This is a genomic window from Uliginosibacterium sp. 31-16 (genome assembly GCF_030730865.1).
Classification (GTDB): domain Bacteria; phylum Pseudomonadota; class Gammaproteobacteria; order Burkholderiales; family Rhodocyclaceae; genus Uliginosibacterium.
Window position 1 is genome coordinate 785026 of sequence record NZ_JAVALZ010000001.1, and the last position, 25244, is coordinate 810269.

Sequence of the window (25244 nt, forward strand, 5' to 3'; positions counted from 1 at the left end):
GCCCCCGGCAGATCAATAAGGCACCCCACAGCCATGCAAGTCGCCCCAGAGTTCGTGAACACTCCTCAGCCCGCGCGCCTGCGCGAAATCCCCTACAACTACACCTCCTTCTCCGACCGCGAGATCGTAATCCGTCTGCTCGGACCCGAGATGTGGTTGGCTCTGGACAGCCTGCGCAGCGAGCGCGTGACCGGCCGTTCGGCACGGATGCTCTACGAGGTGCTGGGCGATATCTGGGTGGTGCAGCGCAACCCGTATCTGGAAGACGATTTGCTGGACAATCCAAAGCGCCGGCAGGCTCTGCTGGACGCCTTGCGCCATCGCCTGCACGAGGTAGAGAAACGCCGGCAGGACTCTTCTGCTGAAGATGTGGAGCGCAGCGAGAAGGTTGGCCTGCTGGTCGCCGCCGCCAACAAGGCCGTGGATGCTTTCGCAACACACTTCGAACACACGGCCAACCTGCGCGCCAGGGCGTTGAAGCTGCTCTCGCGCCACACCCGCCGCGATAACATCGCCTTCGATGGCTACGCCCGCGTGGCCCACGTCACCGATGCAACCGACTGGCGCGTCGAGTTTCCCTTCGTGGTGCTGTACCCGGACACAGAGGAGGAAATCGGCCATCTGGTGCGCGCCTGTATCGAACTGGGGCTGACCATCATCCCGCGTGGCGGTGGCACCGGCTACACCGGCGGGGCCGTGCCGCTCACCGCCAACTCGGTGGTCATCAACACGGAAAAGCTGATCGACATCGGCAAGGTGGATTTCGCCACCGAACTGCCCGGCGTGGCCCAGCCTTACGCCACGGTGTTCACCGGGGCTGGAGTGGTGACGCGCCGGGTGATGGATCTGGCCGACGACAGCGGGCTGGTCTTCGCCTGCGACCCGACTTCGGCCGACGCCTCGTGCATCGGCGGCAACATCGCCATGAACGCGGGCGGCAAGAAAGCGGTGCTGTGGGGCACGGCGCTGGACAATCTGGCGAGCTGGCGCATGGTGACGCCGGACGGTAACTGGCTGGAAGTGGAGCGCCTGAACCACAACCTCGGCAAGATCCACGATCAGGCTGAAGTGCTGTTCCGCCTGAAGCGTTTCGACACCTCCGGCAAGAAGCTGCTTGCCGAAGAGTTCCTCACCATCCCCGGCGAACGCTTCCGCAAGGTAGGCCTGGGCAAGGACGTGACCGACAAATTCCTCGGCGGCCTGCCCGGCATCCAGAAGGAAGGTTGTGACGGCATCATCACCTCGGCGCGCTGGATTCTGCACAAGATGCCCCCGCACACGCGCACGGTGTGTCTGGAGTTCTTCAGCCAGGTGCGCGAAGCGGTGCCGGCAATTGTCGAGATCAAGAATTTCATCGAGGCCCTGCCAAAGACCGGCGGGGACCGGGTGATGCTGGCCGGTCTGGAGCATCTGGACGAGCGCTACGTGAAGGCAGTGGGCTACGCCACCAAGGCAAAACGCCACGGCCGCCCGAAGATGGTACTGATCGGCGATATCGTCGGCGACGACGAAGACGCCGTGGCCCGCGCCGCCTCTGAAGTAGTGCGCCTGTGCAATGCGCGCGGTGCCGAAGGCTTCACCGCCGTGAGCGCGGAAACGCGCAAGAAATTCTGGGCCGACCGCTCGCGCACGGCGGCGATTGCCCGCCACACCAACGCCTTCAAGATCAATGAAGACGTGGTGATCCCGCTGCCCCGCATGGGCGATTATTGCGACGGGATCGAGCGGATCAACATCGAGCTGTCGATCAGGAACAAGCTGCGTCTGGCCGCCGCACTGGAGGAGTTCTTCCGTGGCGATCTGCCCCTGCGCGCCTATGATCCGGCACTGGAAAAGGAAGAACTGATCGGCGACCGCCGCGCCCGCACGCTGGAAGTGCTGTCCACTATCGGCGCCCGCTGGCGCTGGCTGCTGGAAAACCTCGATCTGCCACTGGCCGAGGCGGGGGCAAAGTTTACGGATTTCGGCATCGAACTGCGCCGGGATGGCAAGGGCACTGAAACCCTCTTCCACATCGTGCAGGATCACTCGCTACGCATCTCCTGGAAAGCCGAGCTGAAGACGGCCATCGAAGAGATTTTCGAGGGCAACACTTATCGCCCGGTGATCGAGCGCATGGAGTCGATCCAGAAGGAAGTGCTGCGCAGCCGCGTGTTCGTGGCACTGCACATGCATGCGGGCGACGGCAACGTGCATACCAATCTGCCGGTCAACTCCGACGACTACGCAATGCTGCAGGAAGCTTATGCGGCCGTCGAACGCATCATGCATCTGGCGCGCAGCCTTGGTGGTGTGATCTCCGGAGAGCATGGTATCGGCATTACCAAATACGAGTTTCTCACTGAAGAAGAACTCGCGCCTTTCCACGCCTACAAGGCCAAGGTCGATCCGGACGGACGCTTCAATGCCGGCAAACTGATGCCCGGCGCCGATCTGCGCAACGCCTACACGCCCTCCTTCAACCTGATGGGCCACGAATCGCTGATCATGCAGCAGAGCGATATCGGCGCCATCGCAGACTCGGTGTCGGACTGCCTGCGCTGCGGCAAGTGCAAACCGGTGTGCTCGACCCACGTGCCGCGCGCCAACCTGCTGTATTCGCCGCGCAACAAGATCCTCGCCACCTCGTTGCTGATCGAAGCCTTCCTGTACGAGGAACAGACGCGGCGCGGCGTATCGATCCGGCACTGGGAAGAATTCGAGGACGTGGGCGACCACTGCACGATCTGCCACAAGTGCTACACACCCTGCCCGGTGGATATCGACTTCGGCGATGTGTCGATGGCAATGCGCTCGCTGCTGCGCAAGATGGGCAAACAGTCGGTGAACCCGGCCAAGACACTGGCAATGGCCTTCCTGAACACAACCTCGCCGGAGAAGATCAAGTTCCTGCGCAAGGTGTCGATCGAGTGGGCCTACAAGGCGCAGCGCCTCGCCGTCGACCTGCTCCGCCCGCTGAGCCGTGGCTCTACGCGCCAGCCGCCCAGCTCGCTCGGCAAGCCGGCCCTGAAGGCGCAGGTGATTCACTTCGTGAACAAGAAGATGCCGGGTAATCTGCCGAAGAAAACTTCGCGCGCCCTGCTCGACATCGAAGACGATCACATCGTGCCGGTCATCCGCGATCCGCAGAAAACCCTTGTGGACTCAGAGGCGGTGTTCTACTTCCCCGGCTGCGGCTCGGAGCGCCTGTTCTCGCAGGTGGGGCTGGCCACCCAGGCCATGCTGTATCACGTCGGCGTGCAGACGGTGCTGCCGCCGGGCTACCTGTGCTGCGGCTATCCGCAGAAAGGTGCCGGGCAGGCCGAGCTGGCCGAGAAGATCACCACCGACAACCGTGTGCTCTTCCATCGCGTGGCCAACACGCTCAATTACCTGGACATCAAGACCGTGGTGGTGAGCTGCGGCACCTGCTTTGATCAGCTGACCCAGTATGAATTCGACCGGATCTTCCCCGGCTGCCGGCTGCTGGATATCCACGAATTCCTGCTCGAAAAAGGTGTGAAGCTGGAGGGCGTGAATGGCACGCGCTACATGTATCACGACCCCTGCCACAGCCCGATGAAGCAGCAGGACCCGCTCAAGACAGTGAATGCGCTGATCTCCGGCGTGGCCGGTCAGGCCAAGATCGAAAAGTCAGACCGCTGCTGCGGCGAATCCGGCACGCTGGCAGTGGCCCGTCCGGACATTTCGACCCAAGTGCGCTTCCGCAAGGAAGAGGAACTGGCACATGACGCCGACAAGCTGCGCGCCGATGGCTTCAGCGGCGACCTGAAGGTACTCACCTCCTGTCCAGCCTGCTTGCAAGGCCTGCAACGCTACAACGAGGATGTTGAAAAGCTAGATGCGGATTACATCGTAATAGAGCTGGCGAAGAACATTCTCGGTCCAGACTGGCTGCCAGGCTATGTGAGACAGGCCAATATCGGCGGTATCGAACGCGTATTGTTATAAGAATGCGCGCGGGCCGCTCGGACAGAATTCTTTAACTTTTTAAACACTCATGCCATGAGCCAGATAGATCCCTTCGCCCTCTTTCAGGAATGGTTGTCAGACGCCGAAAAGACCGAGTCCAACGATCCGAACGCGATGTCCATCGCCTCGGTCGGGCCGGATGGCATGCCTTCGGTGCGCATGGTGCTGCTCAAGGGCTTCGACGCGCGCGGTTTCGTGTTCTACACGAATCTGGAAAGCCAGAAAGGCCATGAGCTGCTGACCCATCCGAAAGCCGCCCTGTGCTTCCACTGGAAATCACTGAAACGCCAGGTTCGCGTGGAGGGTGAAGTCTCGCTGGTCAGCGATGAAGAGGCCGATGTCTACTATGCCAGCCGGGCGCGAGATTCGCGAATTGGCGCCTGGGCGTCGAAGCAGTCGCAGCCGATGCAGGGGCGCTTTGAATTGGAGCAGCGCGTGGCGAAATTTGCGCTGAAATTCGGCATCGGCACCATTCCCCGCCCAAGCTTCTGGAGCGGTTTCCGCGTAGTGCCGACGAAGATCGAGTTCTGGAAAGACAAACCCTTCCGTCTGCACGAACGCGTCGTATACCGTCGCAGCATGAACGGAGGGTGGGAGACCGAAGTACTCTTCCCTTGAGTTCCCAACACGCAAGACGATCAAGCAGGACAGAATAAACGGCCTCACAAGGCCGTCTCTGGCTCACACAACTTCACCAAAACAGCCATAAAGCAAGTGTAATTGCCAGTGCAATGCCGATCATGGTAGGGGCGTATCCGTGCATGCGTGCTTGACGTCGCTCCGGCGTAGTCTGCATCCGTGACATGGCTGTGCGCAACTCATCGCGCGACCGGCCAGATGGCGCGGACGTCGCGACACTATTACGCATCAACGCCGGAGGCATATTCCCCAGGACTGTAGTTGGTGTCGCATATGCAGAGGCATCCATCGGGATATGCGGACGCGGCTGGGAGCGTTTCATCTCTGTCCCGCAGACCCTGCAGCGTGAGCTGGATGTCTGGCGGTGGCCGCATTGGTCACAGCGCACGTAATCAACAGATGCTGCTGCCGGCGTAGGAACTACGATCGGTTTGCTGCTGCGTGGAGGTTGAGGCTGGGAGCGATGCGATAAAGACTCCGTCTTCCGCAGTGGAGCATCGTAACTGGAAGCTGCTACAGCCGAGGAAACGTTTGCAACAGGCTGCGGAAAAATTCCCTCAGCATAATCAGAGGTGTCAGGCAATTCGAATTGCGTCTGCAACAAGGCGGAATAGCTTTCATCGCCGTGCCGACGAAATCCTGCCGGACGTTGACTCGCTGGTACGGCAGGCGCCGTAACAGGCACAACAATCTGTTCAATCGCGGGAAGCTCAGCCACCCTCTCTACGGTTTCGACTTCCAGATCAATCTGCATGCCGATACGCGCCAGTTCAACGACGTAGCGCGACCCCACATCCGAAGAGACTCCGCGCTTGAGCACCGCCTTGCTGCCATTGAACATCCGCTCCAACTGCGCTGGCGCTGCCTTCAGGCGGGCTGCAGCCGCCCGCATCACGGCATCCCGTTGAAAACCGTCCAGAATGCGCCCCCAGAACACGACCTTGAATGTTGCCAGTGCCTGTACGGTATCTGCAGAACGGGGGATGCGCGCCATGCCCGCATCCAGACCCAAGCGCCTCAGGACATCCAGATAAAGGCGCCCGGAATCTTCGGTCACGCCTTTTTTGAGAACCATCCGCTCACCACAGAACAGGCGCTCAACCTGTTTTGCGTCAAGACTCAAGCGACTTGCCACCGCCTTGCGTACAACCTGCGGATCGTAGCCATCAAGCAGACGACCACTGAACACAATGCAATACATTGCCCGCCCCCGTTTTATTAGTGCCCGAGTTGCATCGGGCTATTTTTTGCATGGTTTCGCAACACGCCAACTTCTGCCCATTGGGGCATACGCTAATATGCCGTCCCAAGCGGCGTCTCACAAGGATTTTGCCCTCTTCTGTTGCGACAAACTGACAAATCAGTTTGTCACGCCATCCTAGCCTCAGCGAACCAGCAAGAATATTAAAACCGCGAGTACAACCAGAAGCAGGAGTGTCTTGAAATAGGGGAAATTCGACTCTGTTTGCTCCGGCGCATCCTGCAATTGCATGAGGTCATGCAGCGACTCTACTGCCTTCTGACGCGCCTGTACCTTCTTCAGAACGGGGATCTCTGCAGGGGTAACCAAAGTTGTCGGGGCAGTATCAACAAAACGATCGGCTCGTCCAACATATATGCGTGGCTTGGGTAATTCAACCCCACACTTGCTGCAAGTAATCGCATAAGGTTGATAAAAGCCACAGCGAGGACAATTAAGGTAGCCATCCGTATTTGCTGCTGAAAAAGCCCCCCCAACGGAACGTGGCGGCACTACGGGTGGAGTAACTGTCGATGCATCGTCATCACGGGCAATTGAGGAAGACGTATCGTAACCAGCGAATACCGTGCCAGAAAGATCGCAGTCAGTCCGAAGAAGCGCGCCATACTGCGGGTCATCCTCCTGCAAGCCTGCAGACGGCAGCATGGGCACACCTTGCGGGGTCGGTTGCAGTGCCACGGCAGCAACGGGGGCTTCGACTTCCAGCTCGATCTGCATGCCAATCAGTGCAAGTTCGACGACCAAGCGCGCGCCTTGCTCTGCAGAAACGCCACGCTTCAGAACAACCTTGGCGCCGCCAAAAACCCGGATCAACTGCGCAGGAGGTACGCGCAAGCGCTTTGCAGCCGCAGCCATGACAGCAGCCCGCTCAAACCCCGGTAGTACTTTGCCCCAATACACTACCTTGTATTCGGCAGTTTCATCTTGCGCAGGCTCTTCAACGCCCAGAGGCACAAGCGTTGCGTCCAGTCCGATAGAGCGCAGCTCGGCCATATATGCCTTGCTGTTGTTTTCGCTGACCTCCTTCTTGAGGACTACGGTCTGACCTGAGAACAAACGTTCAATCTGCGCTTCGCGCAGGCGCAGACGAACGCCAACCTCAAGACGCACGAACTGTGGATCGAAGCCTTGCAGCAAGCGACCACTGAACTCAATTCGATACATCATCTCCGTACCCTCGTATACGCCCTGACTCAGCAAGGCTTACCCAAGCCATCCTGCTCAGCTTTAGCAATTTTGTTATGGAAGGCGATTATGCCTACGCTGCCGCATTCGTGTCTTGTCGCGCCGCAACTTCCGACGAGCGCGGAATAGCACCGCCCGAAGGCCGCCACAAAGCACAACGGGCCGCATATAGCGGCCCGTTGTGCTTGCTTCCGTGTAACCTCAGCGAGGTAGCACGCTGGTTCCCATCAAATAGGAGTCAACTTCGCGTGCTGCCTGGCGACCTTCGCGAATCGCCCAAACGACCAGTGACTGACCACGGCGGGTATCACCAGCCGCGAAAACCTTCGGTACGTTGGTAGCGTAGCAGCCAGCGCCGTCAGTCGTCGCCTTGGCGTTGCCACGCGTGTCCTTGTCGACACCGAAGCCTTCCAGCAAGCTGGCGACCGGATTGACAAAGCCCATGGCGAGGAACACGGCTTCCGCCGGAATTTCGCGCTCGGAGCCCGCCACTTCGCTCATCTTGAACTGGCCGGTCTTCTCGTCCTTGGTCCATTCCACATTGGCAATGACCATGGACTTGAGCTTGCCATTCTCGCCTTTGAACTCCTTGGTGGTCACGCACCACTCGCGCTGGCAGCCTTCATCATGCGAAGACGAAGTCCGCAGCTTGTTCGGCCAGTACGGCCAGGTGACGGACTTGTTTTCCTGCACCGGAGGCTTCGGCATCAATTCGATTTGCAGGATGCTCTTGGCGCCTTGGCGATTGGAAGTGCCCACGCAATCAGAGCCTGTATCTCCACCACCAATGACAACAACGTTCTTGCCGCCCACAGTGATCTGATCCTTGAGTTTGTCGCCAGCATTCACCTTGTTTTGCGGGATCAGGAATTCCAGCGCGTAGTGCACGCCGTCCAGCTCACGTCCCGGCACAGGCAGATCGCGCGGCAGTTCGGAACCAGCGGTGATGACTACGGCATCGAAGTCCTTCATCAATGCCTTGGGTGAGATCTTTTCCTTGGCATCGGTATTGATGCCTTTGGGCAGATCAACGTCGCCGATGTAGACTGAAGTCTTGAAGGTTACGCCTTCCGCTTCGAGTTGCTTCATGCGGCGATCGATGATGCTCTTGTCGAGTTTGAAGTCTGGGATACCGTAGCGCAGCAGGCCGCCCACGCGCGAGCTCTTCTCGAACACGGTCACCGCATGGCCGGCGCGCGCCAGTTGCTGAGCAGCTGCCAGACCAGCAGGGCCGCCGCCAACCACAGCAACCTTCTTACCGGTCTTCACAGCAGCAGGTTGCGGAACGACCCAGCCGTTTTCCCATGCCTTGTCGATGATGGCGTGCTCGATGGACTTGATTCCCACCGGTGCAGCGTTGATACCCAACGTGCAGGCGGCTTCGCACGGAGCCGGGCAGATGCGGCCGGTGAACTCCGGGAAGTTGTTGGTGGAGTGCAGCACACCAATCGCCTCCTGCCACTTCTGCTTGTAAACCAGATCGTTCCAGTCCGGAATGATGTTGTTTACAGGGCAGCCGTTGTTGCAGAACGGAATGCCACAGTCCATGCAGCGTGCGCCCTGAATCTTGGCTTGATCATCGCTCAAGGCGATGACAAATTCCTTGTAGTTCTTCTTGCGCAATTCGGGGGCTGGATAACCCTCTTCCTGGCGCTCGAATTCAAGAAAGCCGGTAACTTTTCCCATTTCTATTCCTTCCCGATTCTCAGGCGGTGGCTGCTTCAGACTTGGCGCGTGCAGCAGAGGCCAGTTCTTTCAGCGCACGACGGTATTCCTTCGGCATGACCTTGACGAAAGTCTTCCGAGACTCTTCCCAGTTTTCGAGCAGAGCTTTGGCACGCAGGCTGCCGGTGTACTTGAAATGGTTTTCGATCAGGCGCTTGAGAATGATTTCATCCGCCTCGCCTGCACCACCGCGTTGCACCGCATGCCAGATGTCGCGATCGATCTTCTCGGCTTGCTCGGCTGCGGGCAGCACGGCCTCCAGATCCACCATGGCCGTATTGGCCTTCTTCGCAAAAACGGCTTCCGGGTCATACACGTAACTGACACCACCCGACATACCTGCAGCGTAGTTGCGGCCGGTTTCGCCCAGCACGACGACGGTGCCACCAGTCATGTATTCGCAACCGTGGTCGCCCACGCCTTCGACAACGGCCGCAGCACCAGAGTTACGCACCGCGAAACGTTCGCCGCCCACCCCGTTGAAGTAGGCTTGACCTGCAATTGCGCCGAACAGCACGGTGTTGCCGACGATGATGTTCTCAACACCAGACCCACGGAAATCATTCGGACAACGCACGATCACACGGCCGCCACACAAGCCCTTGCCGACGTAGTCATTGCCTTCGCCAACCAGATCCAGCGTCACACCATGAGCAAGGAAAGCGCCAAAGCTCTGACCCGCGGTACCTGTCAACTGTACGTGAATGGTGTCATCCGGCAGACCGGCGATACCGTACTTCTTCGCCACTTCGCCGGAGAGCATCGCGCCGACCGAACGGTTGACGTTGATGATCGGCTGGATGAAGGAAACGCGCTCGCCCTTGTCCAGAGCAGGTAGTGCCTTCTCGATCAGCTTGTGATCCAGCGCCTTTTCGAGCAGGTGATCCTGCGTCGACACGACACGACGCGGCGAATCCACTTGCGGCACATGGAAGACCTTGGCGAAGTCCAGTCCCTGAGCCTTCCAGTGATCCACGGCCTTCTTGCGGTCGAGCAGATCAGCACGACCGATCAGGTCTTCGAACTTGCGGATGCCTAGTTGAGCCATCAGTTCGCGTACTTCTTCGGCAACGAAGAAGAAGTAGTTCACCACGTGCTCGGGCTGGCCGGAGAAGCGCTGACGCAGCACCGGGTCTTGCGTGGCAACGCCGACCGGGCAGGTGTTGAGGTGGCACTTGCGCATCATGATGCAGCCTTCAACCACCAGCGGAGCGGTAGCGAAGCCCATTTCATCAGCACCCAGCAGCGCGGCAATGACGACATCACGACCGGTCTTCATCTGGCCGTCTGCCTGAACAATGATGCGGTCACGCAGGCCGTTGATCATCAGGGTCTGCTGGGTTTCAGCCAGACCGAGTTCCCAGGGAGCACCAGCGTGCTTGATCGAGGACAGGGGCGATGCGCCCGTGCCACCGTCATGACCGGCAATCACCACGTGATCGGCCTTGCACTTGGCCACGCCTGCAGCTACGGTACCAACACCGACTTCGGACACCAGCTTCACGGAGATGTCGGCCTTGGGATTCACGTTCTTCAGATCATGGATCAGCTGAGCCAAATCCTCGATCGAGTAGATGTCGTGGTGCGGAGGCGGCGAGATCAGGCCGACCCCCGGAACCGAGAAACGCAGCATGCCGATGTACTCGGACACCTTGCCGCCCGGTAGCTGACCGCCTTCACCGGGCTTGGCGCCCTGAGCCATCTTGATCTGGATCTGGTCGGCTGAAGTCAGGTATTCGGTGGTCACACCGAAGCGGCCTGAGGCGACCTGCTTGATCTTCGAACGCAGGGAGTCGCCTTCCTGCAGCACCACATCGCGCTCGATACGATCCTTGCCGATGATGCCAGCCAGCGTCTCACCCTTCTTGATGAAGATGCCCTTCATCTCGTTCTTGTAGCGGTTCGGATCTTCGCCGCCCTCACCGGTATTGCTCTTGCCGCCGATGCGGTTCATGGCAATCGCCAACGTGGAGTGGGCTTCAGTAGAGATCGAGCCCAGCGACATGGCGCCGGTGGCGAAGCGCCTGACGATGTCCTTGGCGGATTCAACCTCCTCCAGAGGAATGGCGCGAGCCGGATCAAGCTTGAACTCGAACAGACCGCGCAGCGTCATCTGACGCTTGCTCTGATCGTTGATGATCTGGGCGTATTCCTTGTAGTTCTGGAAGTTGTTGGTGCGCGTGGAATGCTGCAGCTTGGCAATCGCGTCCGGCGTCCACATGTGCTCTTCGCCACGGATGCGGAAGGCGTATTCACCGCCGGCATCCAGCTGGTTGGCGAGCACCGGCGAGGCACCGAATGCGTCTGCATGCAAACGCAGGGCCTCTTCTGCTACTTCGAAAATGCCGATGCCTTCGACATTCGACGGCGTGCCGGCGAAGTACTTGTCGATCAGGTCGCGATTCAGACCGATGGCTTCGAAGATCTGCGCGCCACAGTAGGACATGTAGGTCGAGATGCCCATCTTGGACATGACCTTGCACAGCCCCTTGCCGACAGCCTTTGTGAAGTTGTAGATGGCCTTGTCGCCATCCAGATTCGGCAGGGTCTTGGCCAGCTCGCGCAGGGTTTCCATCGCCAGATACGGATGGACTGCTTCAGCGCCGTAGCCCGCGAGCAGAGCGAAGTGATGCACTTCACGCGCCGAGCCGGTTTCCACCACCAGACCGGTAGATGTACGCAGCCCCTTCTTGACCAGATGCTGGTGAATCGCCGAGGTGGCAAGCAGCGCTGGGATGGCAACGTTCTGCGTGTCGAGCTTGCGATCCGACACGATCAGGATGTTGTAACCCGAGCGCACGGCATCTTCAGCCTTTGCGCACAACGAGGCCAGACGGGCTTCAACACCTTCCTTGCCCCATGCCACCGGGTAGCAGATATCCAGTTCGAAGGACTTGAATTTGTTGTCGGTATAGGTACCGATGTCACGCAGCTTGGCCATGTCCTTGAAGTCCAGCACCGGCTGGGAGACTTCGAGACGCATCGGTGGGTTGATATTGTTCAGGTCCAACAGGTTCGGCTTCGGGCCGATGAAGGACACGGTCGACATCACCAGCGCTTCGCGGATCGGATCGATCGGCGGGTTCGTCACCTGCGCGAAGAGCTGCTTGAAGTAGTTGTACAGCGGCTTGTTCTTGTTGGACATGACAGCCAGCGGCGAGTCATTACCCATCGAACCGATGGCTTCTTCGCCATTGGCTGCCATCGGCGCCATCAGGAACTTGAGGTCTTCCTGCGTGTAGCCGAAAGCCTGCTGGCGGTCGAGCAGCGGCGCGCGCTCTTCGGCTTGCGCCTCGGGGCCATCCACCTCGTCCAGCTTCACCTGGATGCGGCTGATCCACTCGCGGTAGGGTTTGGCGTTGGCCAGCGCGTCCTTGAGTTCCTTGTCGTCGATGATGCGACCGGCTTCCATGTCGATCAGGAACATCTTGCCCGGCTGCAGACGCCATTTCTTGACGATCTTGCTTTCCGGCACTGGCAGTACCCCAGCTTCGGACGCCATGATGACCAGATCATCGTCGGTCACGATGTAACGGGCCGGACGCAGACCATTGCGGTCCAGCGTGGCGCCAATCTGACGACCATCGGTGAAGGCAATCGCGGCAGGGCCGTCCCACGGCTCCATCATCGCAGCGTGGTATTCGTAGAAGGCGCGACGATTGGCATCCATCAGCTCGTGCTGTTCCCAAGCTTCCGGGATCATCATCATCGCAGCCTGGGCCAGCGGGTAGCCGGCCATGGTCAGCAGCTCGATGCAGTTGTCGAAGGTTGCCGTGTCGGACTGGCCTTCGTATACCACCGGGTAGAGCTTCTGCAGATCGTCAGCCAGCACGGCCGACTTCATCACGCCTTCGCGGGCGCGCAGCCAGTTGAAATTGCCCTTCACCGTGTTGATTTCGCCGTTATGGGCGATCATGCGGTAGGGGTGGGCCAGCGGCCACTCCGGGAAGGTGTTGGTCGAGAAGCGTTGGTGCACCAGCGCCAGCGCAGACACGCAGCGCGGGTCAGCCAGATCCTTGTAATACACGCCGACTTGCGTGGCGAGCAGCAGACCCTTGTAAATCACGGTGCGCGCCGACATGGACGGCACGTAGTATTCCTTGCCGTGCTTCAGACCCAGTTGCTGGATCGCATGGCTGGCCATCTTGCGGATCACATACAGCTTGCGCTCCAGCGCCTCGGTGACCATCACATCCGGGCCACGACCGATGAAGATCTGGCGGATGACGGGTTCCTTTTCACGCACACGCGGCGACATCGGCATTTCGCGATCCACCGGCACATCGCGCCAGCCCAACAGCACCTGGCCCTCGGCACGTACAGCGCGCTCAAGCTCCTGCTCGCAAGCCAGACGCGAAGCGGCCTCCTTGGGTAGGAAGATCATGCCGACACCGTATTCACCGGCCGGCGGCAGTTTCACGCTCTGACTGGCCATTTCTTCGCGGTAGAACGCATCCGGAATCTGGATCAGGATACCTGCACCATCGCCCATCAGCTCGTCAGCACCCACGGCGCCACGATGATCGATGTTCTCAAGAATTTTCAGGCCACCCTGAACGATCTCGTGGCTTTTGCTGCCCTTGATATGGGCAACAAAACCCACACCACAGGCATCGTGTTCGTTTGCGGGGTCGTAAAGCCCCTGACGCTCTTGCATGGTTACACTCCAGAAACCGGAAATCTGCGGACGCTTGCGCCTCAGGGCGCAGCGTGGACAACCGTAAGGGTTTGAACTATAGGACGAGCAATTCTCGCCCTCAAGCACTATAAAACAGGGTCAGAGTCTAATTTACATTACGCACCAACTTGGCGCCCAATAAATAAGGGACAGAGTGATACGGGTGCGCGCAGAGAAGATATATCACGCTTGTCGTTTCATCGCCCCCCCCTTCCTCAGGCGGGGCTCGAAAAGCTTCTCTGCACTAGCCCTGCGGTAAGCCGCGTGCAGCAAGGGTTTTCAGGCAATCACCCCGAACAGGACCGCCCAGCAAGCGTTTCAGCACACAGCACTTCAAAAGACCCGTCCAGCGCAGCTCTTCAGGCTGAAGGCAGTTTGCGCGGACGCCCCTTTGGCAAAGGCGCGAGGCGACGGTTCGGTTGGGGATCAAGACTGGTGACGGGCGCCTGTCCAAGCATCCAGCCACGATGGGCGGAATAGCGCAGGCGGTCGAGTTCGGCGAACGAGATGCCAGCTTCGAGCAGGCGACGCCAAGCGGCTTGCCGCTCAAAAGGGGTGTTGCCGAGCTGCCAGTACAGGGCATGGTCGGCAATCAGCGGATCAGGCTCTAGGCCAAGGTGGTGACGACAACTGGACCAGGGATAGTGTTCGGCACTGGCCACCAGCCCCGCGCGCACGGGATTGAGTTCAATGTAGCGACTGGCTGCGTGCAGCCATTCGTTGGGTTCGACAACCGTGGAACGGTAGCGCCCTTCCCACAAGGTACCGCTGCGATGGTGACGATCGTTGAACCAGCGCACATAACGACGGCCGAGGCGCTGCATCAGGCTCCCCGCCGCATCTTCATCCGGCGGGGTAATCAGGAGGTGGGCATGGTCCGGCATGAGCACATAGGCATGCAGAGCGACGCCTGCTTCACGGGCGGATTCGCGCAAGTGCTGGCGATATTGCTGGAAATCAGCCTCGTCGGCAAAAACGCTGCTGCGGTTGTTGCCACGCTGGGTAATGAGTTGCGGCAGACCAGGGATGTAGAGGCGCGGCAGGCGGCTCATGGTTGAGCACCTACTTGCCTTCGGCGAGCGAAAAGAGGCGGCGATGCTCTTTCATGGCGTAGCGATCAGTCATGCCGGCAATGTAATCGGCAATCGCACGAGCCTTGTCTTCACGTGCCCAGAGTTGGTATTGCGGCGGCAACAGGCGGGTATCGTCCATGAATACGCCAAAGAGATCGGCAATGATGCGACGGGCCTTGCTCATCTCGCGCAGCACCTGATAGTGCCAGTAAAGGTTGTCACGCAGAAATTGCTGCAACTGCAACAGTTCAGCTTGCATGGCAGGTGAAAAAGCTACAAGCGGAGCAGTTGCGCTGCGCACATCAGCCAGGGTGCTGATCCCGGCAACAGCGATGTTTTGGCAGGTCTGTGTGATCAGATCGATCGCCTGGGCATTGATCATCCTGCGCACGGTTTCATGGATGAGGCGCCGCCCTCCCAGATCAGGATAGTGGACTCTCACGCTCTGGCAGTGGCGGGCAAATGCATCAACGCCCTCCAGTTGCTCCAGTGTGAGGAGCCCGGCGCGCAAACCATCGTCGACATCATGATTGTTGTAGGCGATGGAGTCGGCAAGGTTGCAGAGTTGGGCTTCAAGCGAGGCTTGCTGTTTGTCGATGAAGCGCGCCCCGAGTTCGCCAAGCTGGCGCGCATTGGGCAAGGAGCAGTGCTTGAGAATCCCCTCACGCGTTTCGTACATCAGGTTGAGGCCGTCAAAGGCAGCGTAATGCTCTTCAAGCTGGTCGACAATGCGCAAGGACTGGAGGTTGTGCTCGAAGCCGCCGTAAGGCTGCATGCACTCGTTCAACGCCTCCTGCCCGGCATGGCCAAAGGGGGTATGGCCAAGATCATGCGAAAGCGAGATGGCCTCGACCAGATCTTCGTTCAGACTGAGGGCACGTGCCAGCGAACGGCCAATCTGGGCAACCTCGATACTGTGGGTGAGGCGGGTACGAAAGAGATCGCCCTCGTGATTGACGAAGACCTGAGTCTTGTACTCGAGGCGGCGAAAAGCGGTGCAATGAATGATACGGTCACGATCACGCTGGAATTCGCTGCGTGATACAGGGGACTCTTCGGCAAAACGCCGTCCTTTGCTGTTGCCTTCATCGACGGCATAAGCGGCCAGGGTGTTTGGCATGCTCAGGCGCAGCAGGCGTCAATCGCCGCTTCAATATCATCCAGCGAGGCCGAGTCATGGATGATGCCCTGTCCGATGGCCTTCAACAGGATAAGACGCAAACGACCAGACTCAACTTTCTTGTCGTGGCGCATCAGATCGATGTAGCGCTCAGCTCCCAGCTTCGGCCCTATAACAGGCAAACCAGCGCGCTCCAGAATCTTGCGCACTCGCGCCACGTCTCTTGCTTCGAGCAGGCCAAGTCGTGCGGAAAGCTCGGCTGCCATCACCGTTCCAGCAGCAACCGCCTCGCCGTGCAGCCAGGCTCCAAAGCCAAGACCAGCCTCAATCGCGTGACCGAAAGTATGGCCAAGATTGAGCAAAGCGCGCTCGCCCTGCTCGGTTTCATCATTGGCAACAACTTCGGCCTTGTTGATGCAACTGCGCTCAACGGCGTAGGCCAGCGCAGCGGGGTCTTTGGCAAGAATGGCGTCAATATTGGCTTCAAGCCACTCAAGAAAGGGCAGATCGCGGATGAACCCATATTTGATCACCTCGGCCAACCCGGCTTTCAATTCAGCGTCCGGCAGGGTCTGCAGAGTGTCAATATCCGCCAATACCAGACGCGGTTGGTAAAAAGCACCAATCATGTTCTTGCCGAGCGGGTGATTGATGGCGGTCTTGCCACCCACCGAGGAGTCCACCTGTGAAAGCAGTGTGGTCGGGATCTGGATAAAGGGAACGCCGCGCTGATAGGTGGCCGCAGCAAAACCGGCCATATCGCCAATAACGCCCCCTCCCAGAGCGATCAGCGTCGTCGTGCGTTCGCAACGCGCTCCCAGCAGCCCATCGAATATCTGATTGAGCGTAGACCAGTCTTTCCGAGACTCACCATCAGGCAAGATGATACTGGTGACCTGTACGCCAGCTTCCGTCAGCCCTTCGACCAAACGAATCAATAACAATGGCGCGACAACCTCGTTGGTGACGATCGCCACACGCGGTGATCTGAGATACGGCAGGATCAGTTCCGGCTTGCTCAACAGATTCTGACCGATACGAATCGGATAAGCGCGCTCGGCCAGAGCTACGTTGACAGTGCGCATTGGCGCTCCCACTCAGCAAGGATTTTCATGGCTGCACCATTCGAATTGAGCCGCGCGCCATCTACAACCATGTCGGCGATTTCCCGGTATAGCGGGTCACGCTCGGCGCGCAATATGTTCAGTTTGGCGGCGGGGTCCGCAACCTGCAGCAAAGGTCGGTTGGTATCGTGGCGTGTCCGCTCAAGCAATACCTGCGTAGGGACATCCAAGTATACGATCCAGCCAGAGGCTTTCATCGCCTCACGATTGGCAGGATTCAGAACAGCGCCACCGCCAGTTGCAACAATAACGCCGGCCTCTGCAGCCAGTTCGGCAATAACCTGAGCCTCACGCCGACGAAATCCAGCCTCGCCTTCCAACTCGAAAATCACAGGAATCCTCACCCCGGTACGGTTGACGATTTCGTGATCGGAGTCGTAAAAAACCCGTCCCATGCGCCGGGCAATCTGGCGACCGATTGTAGTCTTGCCCGAGCCCATCAGGCCGACAAGATAGATGTTGCGTCGAGAGGTGTCCACGAGCGGATTCTAGCCGAAATCACCACAGCTCTTTTGTCAGCTCGCCCGCAAATTTGCCTGTGTACCAATGAAAAACCCGCAATACCAAGGTGGTACTGCGGGTTTTGGATTTCCAACCGAGCGTATCAGCGCAAGACTGACTGATCAGTCACGATCTTGGGTGTGATGAACACCATCAGCTCGGTCTTATTGTCTTTCTTTTCGTTGTTACGGAAGAGCGCCCCGAGGAACGGGATGTCTCCCAGGAACGGGACCTTGGTCACGACACCTTTGGTGTCTTGCTGGAAGATCCCGCCGATCACGACGGTCCCACCGTTCTCGACCAGCACTTCACTCTTCACGTGCTTGGTATCGATTGCCACACCAGCGCCCGTTGCAATCTGGGTGTTGGGCGTGTCCTTGCTGATATCCAGAGTCATCGAGACCCGACCATCAGGCGTAATCTGCGGCTTAACCTTCAGCGACAGATTGGCCTTGCGGAATTGCACAGCAGTAGCGCCGGAACTGGTCGCCGTCTGATACGGAATTTCAACACCCTGTTCAATCAGTGCTTCAATCTGGTCGGCAGTCATGACACGAGGCCGAGACACCACTCGCCCACGGCCATCCGCTTCAAGTGCGGAAAGCTCAAGGTTCAAAATCCCGGTTCCATTGGCACTCAACAAGGTGAGGCCCAACTGACCTGCTGACTTACCGGCAATCGTTGACGCCACATTATTGAAATTCAAACGGTCAGTCTGGAATTTGGATTTGTCTTCAATCTGGCCCGTAATGTAGCCCGTGTCGATGGTGTTGCCGCTGGTCGTGTACGACCCGCCGGTTCCGATCGACTTGTTCTGCGTCAGACCGAATCGAGCACCCAGATTCTTGCTGAATGTGTCTTCCGCCTCAATGATCTGAGCCTCGATGATCACCTGACGTGCAGGTACATCAATGTCGTTCAGCATGCGGCGAACATCATCCAGACGCGCATTAGTGTCAGTAACAATCAGCTTGTTGGAGCGCTCATCCATGATGACCGAACCACGCTTTGACAGGATGGTCTTGTCCTTGTCCTTGAGAACTCCGTCGTAAATTGCTTTTGAATTGTGATAGTTGATCTGGAAAGTCTCAGTTCTCAACGGCTCAAGATCGTTGATCTGAATCTTGGACTCCAGCTCAAGCTTTTCACGAGCGGCCAACTCTTCTCGCGGTGCAATCCAGATCACATTGCCATTCTTGCGCATGTCCAAGCCTTTGGCCTGGAGGATGATCTCAAGTGCCTGATCCCACGGAACATCCTTGAGACGCAAGGTCAGCGATCCCGTCACCGAGTCACTGGTAATGATATTGAAATTAGTGAAATCCGATATGACCTGCAATACGGAACGCACGTCAATGTTCTGGAAGTTCAGGGAGAGTTTCTCGCCAGCATATTTGACGGCGCGAGAGGTCCCCTGAACCAGTTTGCGCGGATCATCCTGCGTCGGCTTCACTTCGAGGACGAACTGAGTATCCGTCTGATAGGCGTTGTGCTCCCACAGCCCGCTCGGCGTAATGACCATCTTTACGGCAGCGCCCTGTTGAGTTGTCGTGACATTCGTTACCGGGGTTCCGAAATCAGTCACATCCAGACTCTTGCGCAGACGGTCTGGCAGAGAGGTCTTCAGAAACTCGACCACCAAGTTTGAGCCTGTCTGACGAATGTCAATCCCGGTATTGGCGTCTGACAGGTCAATCACTACGCGGCCTTCGCCGTCCTTGCCCCGACGGAAATTGATATCACGGATCGCGTGACTGTCAGGCCCACCTTTCTGCTCAGCAAAACGCGCAGTGGTTGTCGCTTCAGGTGATTTGGCGGTTGCAACCGACAAACTGATCAGCAACTCTTTGCCCTCGATCTTGGTCTCATAAGACAAAGGCCGCAGCAGGTTGATCACTAGACGAGTGCGGTCAGCCACCTGAACGATATTAACGCTGCGCACATCACCCTCACCAATTGCCTGGGCCGTTTTGCCCGTGGCATTGCTCGTCGCGGGGATATCAATCGCTACACGCGCTGGATTGGATACGCTGAAACTGCCAATCTGCCCTTCCAGAGCTTGCTTGAGCGTGACTTTGATCTGCACATTGCCACCAGACTGGGTTGTCTGGATGGATTCAATGGCATTTTTTGCCTCCGCAGCAGAGGCGGGAGCAGGACTGGTTTGTGCATGCACGAAGCCGGTCTGGACAATACCGACAAGGACACACAACACCGGCGCAATCAAACGCGTTACGGTCTTCATTTCTTGGTCTCCTGCTCTTGCAGCTGCATAGTGCTGAAACGCTCGACCCAGTCACCATTGGCGTCTTCGACGAGCTCTTTCAACGTAAGGTCATTTTCAGTGATCTTGGTGACCACCCCGAAATTCTGGCCAAGGTAGTTCCCGGCCTTGACTTGATGAACGGTCCGGTCAGCCTGAACCAACCCAACCGGCTTCCCATTCATCATCATCATGCCAACCATCTTCAAGGTCTCCAGCGGATATGCCTCCAGCGGCTCCCGCCTTCTATTCCTGTCAGGTTGATTGGCTGCCCCGCTGCGTTTTTCCGGCTCAAGGCGAACAGCCTGGAAAGGATCCACCAGAGCCATTACGTCATAATCGACGACAGGAAACTCCATCAGCTTCGGCAAGGGCTGAATGCGCCCTTGCATCCCCTTTGCTTCGGAATCCATCCAAGACTTCAGATCTTGATGATCTTCCCCGCTGCAACCCGAGAGCAGCACACAGCTTATAAGCACAGACCAGATCGGCTTCATTTCCATATCCTCCGCTGGCCTTATTTCTTTTTCTCTGCAGCAGCTTTATCACGCTTCTGCTTAGAAACTTCTTCATCATCAAGGTAACGATAAGTTACCGCAAAAGCATCCATTTTCAGGCCACCATCCTTGGCAGGAGCCACGACTACGTCCCTTAAAGTCACAATCCGAGGCAGCTTGGCTACATCACCGACAAACTGTCCGAGAGCGTGATAACTCCCTGTGATTGAAATGGCAATCGGCAGTTCCGCATAAAAGTCTTTCATGGACTCCTGCCCAGGCTTCCAGAGCTCGAATTGCAAACCCCGACCTCTTCCTGCCTGGTTGATATCGATGATCAGCGACTCCATTTCAGACTTGTTGGGCAATTGCTTCAGCAGAGCCCCGAACTGGCGGTCCATTTCAGCAAGCTGCTTGCGATATTCATCCAGATTGACCGCTTGGCGCTTCTTGCCGAGCCACTCATCCTTCAGCTTCACTTCCTCCTGCTGAGCCTGCTCAAGCTGTTCCACCTTGCCCTTCCAGTCAAACCACCACCCAGCAAAAACAACCACGACCAAGAGCAAGACAAGTGCCGCGACTTTTGGAGCCAAAGGCCAAACACCGGGGTCATTCGGATCCAACTGACGGAAATCATTAATGATCCGGTCCAAACGAAGGTCTTTCATGACTTGCCTCCTGCAGAAACGGGGGCGGCGTTTTTGCTGGCAGGATCCTCGGCAAGAGGACGCTCAATGCTCACATTAAGGTTGAACTCCCCGACTTGCCGACGGTTATAACTGACTGCTTTGATTTCTTGAAGCAATGGCTTCTCAAAAATCGGCGACGCATCAAGATTACGCATCAACTGAGAGACGCGCGCATTCGACTGGGCATACCCCGTAAGATTGATCCCACCACCAGCGGGCTTAACCGCCTTGAGAAATACACCTTCCGGCATTTGCCGAACCAGTTCATTGAAAATCACGACGGTCTGAGTCCGATTGCCTTGCAATGACTCAATCACTTGCTTCCGCGCCAACAAGGACTGTGTCTGCTCTTTAAGACGCGCAATTTCAGCGATTTCCTTGTCAAGCGCCGAAATTTCTCTTTTCATGAATTCATTTGATGAAACTTGCGCATCGATCCTTTGGCCGATCAATACACTTCCTACAAACCACACCGCCGCACCCGCCAGAACAACCAACACAGACAAGGAAATAAACTGCTGCCTGCGATCCTTGCGCGCCTGTTCACGGTGTGGCAAAAGGTTGATGCGAATCATGCGTCAAACCTCCGCAAAGCCAAACCACATGCCACCAGTAATGCCGGAGCGTCTGCCGCCAGATTTTTCGGACGAATCCGTTGAGACAACCCCATGCCAACAAAGGGGTTCGCCACTTCGGTAGTAACCTGAGTACGTCCAGCCACTATCTGATCAATCCCGGGAATCACGGCACACCCTCCTGAGAGGACGATGTGATCAACTTGGTTAAATTGAGTAGAAGTAAAGAAAAACTGCAAAGCACGCGAAATTTCCAGCGCAACACTTTCGGAGAAAGGCCTTAGCAAATCGTGCTCGTAATTTTCGGGCAGACTGCTGGAACGTTTTGCGGCCTCAGCCTCTTCCGTGCTCATCCCGTAATTACGGGAGATATCCTGCGTCAGTTGATTTCCACCAAAAGCCTGCTCACGCGAATACAGCACGCTGTCGTCGCGCAGAACAGTCACTTTCATCATCTGGGCACCAACATCAACAAGCGCCACTACCTTGCCCCGGCCGGCTTCGGGCAATCGGCGTTTGATCAAATCAAACGCTGACTGAGACGCAAAGGACTCAACATCCATAACAATTGCACGCAGACCAGCAGCTTCGGCCGCCGCCACACGATCTTCAACTTTTTCTTTACGTGACGCAGCTATCAACACCTCAACCTCGTCCGCGCCAGACCCCGCCGGACCTAGAACCTGATAGTCAAGATTCACTTCTTCGATAGCGAACGGGATGTATTGATTGGCTTCAGACTCAACCTGAATTTCCATCTCCAACTCACGCAAGCCCGCAGGAAGGGTGATTTTTTTCGTAATCACCGCAGCGGCCGGCAACGCCAAAGCCACTTGCTTGGTTGAAGAGCCCAAGCGTCGCCATGCACGCCGAATTGAATCGGCAACTGCTTCCAAGCTGGCTATATTGCCATCCGTCACAGCATCTCGCGGCAAAGGTTCAATAGCGTAGCGCTCAAGGCGGAACTGATTCGACCCCGCCTCTACAAGCTCTACAAGTTTGACCGCAGAGGAGGATATATCCAGCCCTATCAAGGCTTTGGATTTCCCTCCCAGCAAAGATTGAATGTCCATCTCGTCAGGCCACTCTCTAAATGTTGTTTAAATTCAGAAACTTAGGCGCACTTACAATAAATTACTTTAAATCCTAACAGTAAGTTGCAATACAAGTAAAGCATAACGGCGCCGAACGGTAGAGGCTCCTGCCCGAAGGAGGTTGCCTGCCGCCTGTCATACCCACCTATCCCCCTCTCCGAGACGCATATAATTGCGGCTTGATTGAAGGAGTCTCATGCGTAATCGCCTGCTTGTCCTGTGTTTGTCTGCCGTAGTCGGAATTCCCCTGTTGGGAGTGGCGGCTATCGCCGTGGCCGCGTCTTTTGCATGGCCCAAACTGCCCTCTCTTGAAGCGCTCTCCGACTACAAGCCGCGCATTCCACTGCGCATATATACCGCCGATGGAGCATTGATAGGTGAATTTGGCGAGGAACGTCGCACCTTTGTCGCCATACGGGATGTTCCTGACAACCTGAAGTACGCAATTCTGTCTGCCGAAGATGACCGTTTTTTTGAACACGGCGGCGTTGATGTATCCGGGCTGATCCGTGCCACTCTGCTGAATCTAGTGGGCGCAAGCAAGCAAGGAGGGAGCACCATTACTATGCAGGTGGCTCGTAACTTCTATCTGAGCCGAGAAAAAACTATCAGCCGCAAGTTGTATGAAATTCTGCTGTCACTGAAAATCGAACGCAGTCTTAGCAAAGAACAGATCCTGGAGGTTTACATCAACCAGATCTATCTCGGGCAACGATCTTACGGCTTCGCTTCAGCCGCGCAAGCTTACTATGGGAAAAATCTCGGAAAGCTGAGCCTGGCAGAAACGGCCATGCTTGCTGGCTTACCCAAAGCCCCCTCCAAATATAATCCCGTCGTCAATCCCGAGCGTGCAACGGCGCGCCAGCACTATGTACTGCGTCGCATGCACGAACTCGGACGCATAGATGATCAATCTTTGGAGGCAGCACTTAAGGAACCTCTGCAATTGGCCATCGGGAAAAATGCCACGCAGCCTTCCGCCCCCCAATTGCACGCCGAATTTGTCGCTGAAATGGCTCGACAACTGGCTTACGAACAATTCAAGGACGAGGCTTATACCAATGGCATTCGCGTAATCACCACCATCACAAAAACGGATCAGCAAGCCGCTTATCAAGCCCTGCGTCGCGGCCTGATTGATTACGAGCGGCGCCACGGCTACCGCGGAGCAGAAGCCCATGTCGATCTGGCTGCATTGAAAGACAACCCGGAAGACACGCTGGAAGATCTGATAGAGCCCTTCCCCGACCTGGATGAAATGCGCGCGGCTATCGTAACGGAGGCCTCTCGTCAGAAGATTCGTGCGTATCTGCGTGGTGGCGAAACGATAGACATAGCGGGAGACTCTCTCAAATACGTCGCAGCCATGCTTGCTGACAATGCTCCGCAGCAAAAACGCATCACGCCTGGGGCAATAATCCGCATTGTAAAAGCCAGCAAGGGTTGGCAAATCGTGCAGCCCCCTGAAGTTGAAAGCGCTTTCATTTCCCTTGACCCACACGATGGAGCCATTCGCTCCTTGGTCGGAGGGTTTGACTTTAATCGCAACAAATTCAACCATGCCACGCTGGCTTGGCGTCAGCCCGGCTCAAGCTTCAAACCCTTCATTTTTTCGGCGGCAGTCGATAAGGGTTTCACTCCGGGAAGCGTATTTGACGATGCACCGCTCAGCTTTTCGGCAGAAGCAACCGGTAGCCAAGCCTGGAATCCGGGCAACTATGATGGCAGATATGATGGGCCAATGAGTCTGCGCACGGGGCTCGCCAAATCTAAAAACATGGTCGCCATCCGCGTCCTGCAGGAAATAACCCCGGCTTATGCTCAGGATTATGTCACCAGCCGCTTTGGCTTCGATCCAGCCAAGAATCCGCCTTACCTGACCCTGGCGCTTGGGTCAGGATCGGTCACTCCTTGGCAGATGGCCGCAGCCTATGCCAGTTTCGCCAATGGCGGTTACCGTATCCGGCCTTACATCGTCAAGGAAATGCTGGATAACAGCGGCAACGTTCTTGCCAGAGTCGATCCCCCGGTTGCGGGCAGCGACGAAGCCGAACGTGTGCTTGACCCACGTAATGTTTACCTGATGGACATGATGATGAAAGATGTCGTACGTCGTGGCACGGCGGGTAAAGCCATGGCCCTCGGGCGCGGTGATCTGGCCGGAAAAACGGGGACAACCAACGAATATGTCGACGCCTGGTTTTGTGGTTATCAGCCGACGCTTGTGGGCATCGCTTGGGTAGGGTTCGATCAGCCTAAAAAGCTGGGGTCGGGTGAGACCGGTGGCCTGCTGGCGCTACCGATGTGGGTCGATTACATGCGTCAGGCACTGAAGAACAAGCCCGAACAATATATGGTCCCGCCTCCCGGTCTGGTGGAGGTCAAGCCCGCTTTTGACAAAGAAGGGCCTGACTACATCTATGAAGAACATCTACCGCGTGAAACACCTGTCGAAGCACAAAGTCAGGCAGCCGCTACACCGTGATCAATCCCTGCGGGCCAGCACAACCGGCACACCAGCCTGCAGGGAAAGCTGCTTTGACAGAGAGGTCCACAACTCAAGCCCATCACGCGTGCCTACCCAGACCTTACCTTCTGGCCGGAAATGGAAACCTCCCAATCGTGCGGCTACCCATATCTCACGCGCAGCGGCATGGCGATTAATGATGATCTGCGAACCATCCTCAAACTCCAATTGCAGAATTCCACCAGGCTGAACCTCGATATCAATATCGATTTCAGCCGCAGCGGCGGCAGCCTCAATTGCGTCCTCCAGTTGCAGCAATAGCGTTTCTGCCGCCGCCAGAAAATCCTCTTCGCCCATCATGCACACCTTCCTTTGTTAAGA

Annotated in this window: 17 protein-coding genes; 3 read left to right on the forward strand and 14 right to left on the reverse strand. The window is 57.2% G+C overall.

What is annotated here, in order from left to right; translation table 11 throughout:
* The first annotated feature begins 33 nt into the window (after positions 1-33).
* Both Q9Q94_RS03630 and pdxH read left to right on the forward strand, forming a co-directional pair.
* The gene (locus Q9Q94_RS03630) at positions 34-3951 is read left to right on the forward strand and encodes a DUF3683 domain-containing protein (RefSeq protein WP_305978652.1); all 3918 of its coding nucleotides are present in this window, start codon (positions 34-36) and stop codon (positions 3949-3951) included.
* Between the two features lie 54 nt (positions 3952-4005).
* Positions 4006-4590, forward strand: coding sequence for a pyridoxamine 5'-phosphate oxidase (gene pdxH / locus Q9Q94_RS03635; protein ID WP_305978653.1), 585 nt, complete (start codon positions 4006-4008; stop codon positions 4588-4590).
* Between the two features lie 73 nt (positions 4591-4663).
* Here the strand turns inward: pdxH and Q9Q94_RS03640 are convergent, their stop codons facing one another.
* From Q9Q94_RS03640 to Q9Q94_RS03700, 13 genes are all read right to left on the reverse strand, one after another.
* Positions 4664-5812 (reverse strand): hypothetical protein, encoded by a 1149-nt coding sequence (locus tag Q9Q94_RS03640; RefSeq protein WP_305978654.1) that lies wholly within the window; start codon positions 5810-5812, stop codon positions 4664-4666.
* Between the two features lie 183 nt (positions 5813-5995).
* Complete coding sequence (locus tag Q9Q94_RS03645) at positions 5996-7039, reverse strand: hypothetical protein (RefSeq protein WP_305978655.1); 1044 nt, start codon at positions 7037-7039, stop codon at positions 5996-5998.
* A 219-nt stretch (positions 7040-7258) separates the two neighbouring features.
* Positions 7259-8743 carry a glutamate synthase subunit beta gene (locus tag Q9Q94_RS03650; RefSeq protein ID WP_305978656.1) on the reverse strand — a complete coding sequence of 495 codons (1485 nt, stop codon included), beginning with the start codon at positions 8741-8743 and terminating at the stop codon, positions 7259-7261.
* Positions 8744-8762: 19 nt separating this feature from the next.
* On the reverse strand, positions 8763-13439 hold the full coding sequence (locus tag Q9Q94_RS03655; protein ID WP_305978657.1) for a glutamate synthase-related protein: 4677 nt from the start codon (positions 13437-13439) through the stop codon (positions 8763-8765).
* Between the two features lie 380 nt (positions 13440-13819).
* The gene (locus tag Q9Q94_RS03660; protein ID WP_305978658.1) at positions 13820-14512 is read right to left on the reverse strand and encodes a transposase; all 693 of its coding nucleotides are present in this window, start codon (positions 14510-14512) and stop codon (positions 13820-13822) included.
* Between the two features lie 10 nt (positions 14513-14522).
* Positions 14523-15653 carry a deoxyguanosinetriphosphate triphosphohydrolase gene (locus Q9Q94_RS03665; protein ID WP_305978659.1) on the reverse strand — a complete coding sequence of 377 codons (1131 nt, stop codon included), beginning with the start codon at positions 15651-15653 and terminating at the stop codon, positions 14523-14525.
* A gap of 2 nt (positions 15654-15655) precedes the next feature.
* Positions 15656-16738, reverse strand: coding sequence for a 3-dehydroquinate synthase (gene aroB / locus Q9Q94_RS03670; RefSeq protein ID WP_305978660.1), 1083 nt, complete (start codon positions 16736-16738; stop codon positions 15656-15658).
* Positions 16720-17256 carry a shikimate kinase gene (locus Q9Q94_RS03675; protein ID WP_305978661.1) on the reverse strand — a complete coding sequence of 179 codons (537 nt, stop codon included), beginning with the start codon at positions 17254-17256 and terminating at the stop codon, positions 16720-16722. The genes aroB and Q9Q94_RS03675 overlap by 19 nt, the downstream gene beginning before the upstream one ends.
* 125 nt (positions 17257-17381) lie before the next feature.
* On the reverse strand, positions 17382-19523 hold the full coding sequence (gene pilQ / locus Q9Q94_RS03680) for a type IV pilus secretin PilQ (RefSeq protein WP_305978662.1): 2142 nt from the start codon (positions 19521-19523) through the stop codon (positions 17382-17384).
* Positions 19520-20038, reverse strand: coding sequence for a pilus assembly protein PilP (locus tag Q9Q94_RS03685; RefSeq protein ID WP_305978663.1), 519 nt, complete (start codon positions 20036-20038; stop codon positions 19520-19522). The genes pilQ and Q9Q94_RS03685 overlap by 4 nt, the downstream gene beginning before the upstream one ends.
* A gap of 20 nt (positions 20039-20058) precedes the next feature.
* Entirely contained in the window at positions 20059-20706 is a 648-nt protein-coding gene (locus tag Q9Q94_RS03690) for a type 4a pilus biogenesis protein PilO (RefSeq protein ID WP_305978664.1), read from the reverse strand.
* Positions 20703-21302: a PilN domain-containing protein gene (locus tag Q9Q94_RS03695; protein WP_305978665.1), complete on the reverse strand. Its 600-nt coding sequence runs from the start codon at positions 21300-21302 to the stop codon at positions 20703-20705. Before Q9Q94_RS03695 ends, Q9Q94_RS03690 begins: the two co-directional genes overlap by 4 nt.
* The gene (locus tag Q9Q94_RS03700) at positions 21299-22375 is read right to left on the reverse strand and encodes a pilus assembly protein PilM (RefSeq protein ID WP_305978666.1); all 1077 of its coding nucleotides are present in this window, start codon (positions 22373-22375) and stop codon (positions 21299-21301) included. Before Q9Q94_RS03700 ends, Q9Q94_RS03695 begins: the two co-directional genes overlap by 4 nt.
* Positions 22376-22592: 217 nt before the next feature.
* Between Q9Q94_RS03700 and Q9Q94_RS03705 the strand changes: the two genes are divergently transcribed.
* Positions 22593-24881 carry a penicillin-binding protein 1A gene (locus Q9Q94_RS03705; protein WP_305978667.1) on the forward strand — a complete coding sequence of 763 codons (2289 nt, stop codon included), beginning with the start codon at positions 22593-22595 and terminating at the stop codon, positions 24879-24881.
* Here the strand turns inward: Q9Q94_RS03705 and cyaY are convergent, their stop codons facing one another.
* Positions 24882-25223 carry an iron donor protein CyaY gene (cyaY, locus tag Q9Q94_RS03710; RefSeq protein ID WP_371929813.1) on the reverse strand — a complete coding sequence of 114 codons (342 nt, stop codon included), beginning with the start codon at positions 25221-25223 and terminating at the stop codon, positions 24882-24884. It lies immediately after the preceding gene.
* Between the last annotated feature and the right edge of the window lie 21 nt (positions 25224-25244).

Excerpts from the sequence above, each read along its gene's own strand:
- Q9Q94_RS03690 (WP_305978664.1), bottom strand. The coding sequence starts at position 20,706 with ATGAAAGACCTTCGTTTGGACCGGATCATTAATGATTTCCGTCAGTTG.
- pilQ (WP_305978662.1), bottom strand. The coding sequence starts at position 19,523 with ATGAAGACCGTAACGCGTTTGATTGCGCCGGTGTTGTGTGTCCTTGTC.
- aroB (WP_305978660.1), bottom strand. The coding sequence starts at position 16,738 with ATGCGCACTGTCAACGTAGCTCTGGCCGAGCGCGCTTATCCGATTCGT.
- cyaY (WP_371929813.1), bottom strand. The coding sequence starts at position 25,223 with ATGATGGGCGAAGAGGATTTTCTGGCGGCGGCAGAAACGCTATTGCTG.
- Q9Q94_RS03700 (WP_305978666.1), bottom strand. The coding sequence starts at position 22,375 with ATGGACATTCAATCTTTGCTGGGAGGGAAATCCAAAGCCTTGATAGGG.
- Q9Q94_RS03660 (WP_305978658.1), bottom strand. The coding sequence starts at position 14,512 with ATGAGCCGCCTGCCGCGCCTCTACATCCCTGGTCTGCCGCAACTCATT.
- pdxH (WP_305978653.1), top strand. The coding sequence starts at position 4,006 with ATGAGCCAGATAGATCCCTTCGCCCTCTTTCAGGAATGGTTGTCAGAC.
- Q9Q94_RS03705 (WP_305978667.1), top strand. The coding sequence starts at position 22,593 with ATGCGTAATCGCCTGCTTGTCCTGTGTTTGTCTGCCGTAGTCGGAATT.
- Q9Q94_RS03650 (WP_305978656.1), bottom strand. The coding sequence starts at position 8,743 with ATGGGAAAAGTTACCGGCTTTCTTGAATTCGAGCGCCAGGAAGAGGGT.
- Q9Q94_RS03695 (WP_305978665.1), bottom strand. The coding sequence starts at position 21,302 with ATGATTCGCATCAACCTTTTGCCACACCGTGAACAGGCGCGCAAGGAT.
- Q9Q94_RS03640 (WP_305978654.1), bottom strand. The coding sequence starts at position 5,812 with ATGTATTGCATTGTGTTCAGTGGTCGTCTGCTTGATGGCTACGATCCG.
- Q9Q94_RS03630 (WP_305978652.1), top strand. The coding sequence starts at position 34 with ATGCAAGTCGCCCCAGAGTTCGTGAACACTCCTCAGCCCGCGCGCCTG.
- Q9Q94_RS03655 (WP_305978657.1), bottom strand. The coding sequence starts at position 13,439 with ATGCAAGAGCGTCAGGGGCTTTACGACCCCGCAAACGAACACGATGCC.
- Q9Q94_RS03645 (WP_305978655.1), bottom strand. The coding sequence starts at position 7,039 with ATGATGTATCGAATTGAGTTCAGTGGTCGCTTGCTGCAAGGCTTCGAT.
- Q9Q94_RS03665 (WP_305978659.1), bottom strand. The coding sequence starts at position 15,653 with ATGCCAAACACCCTGGCCGCTTATGCCGTCGATGAAGGCAACAGCAAA.
- Q9Q94_RS03685 (WP_305978663.1), bottom strand. The coding sequence starts at position 20,038 with ATGAAGCCGATCTGGTCTGTGCTTATAAGCTGTGTGCTGCTCTCGGGT.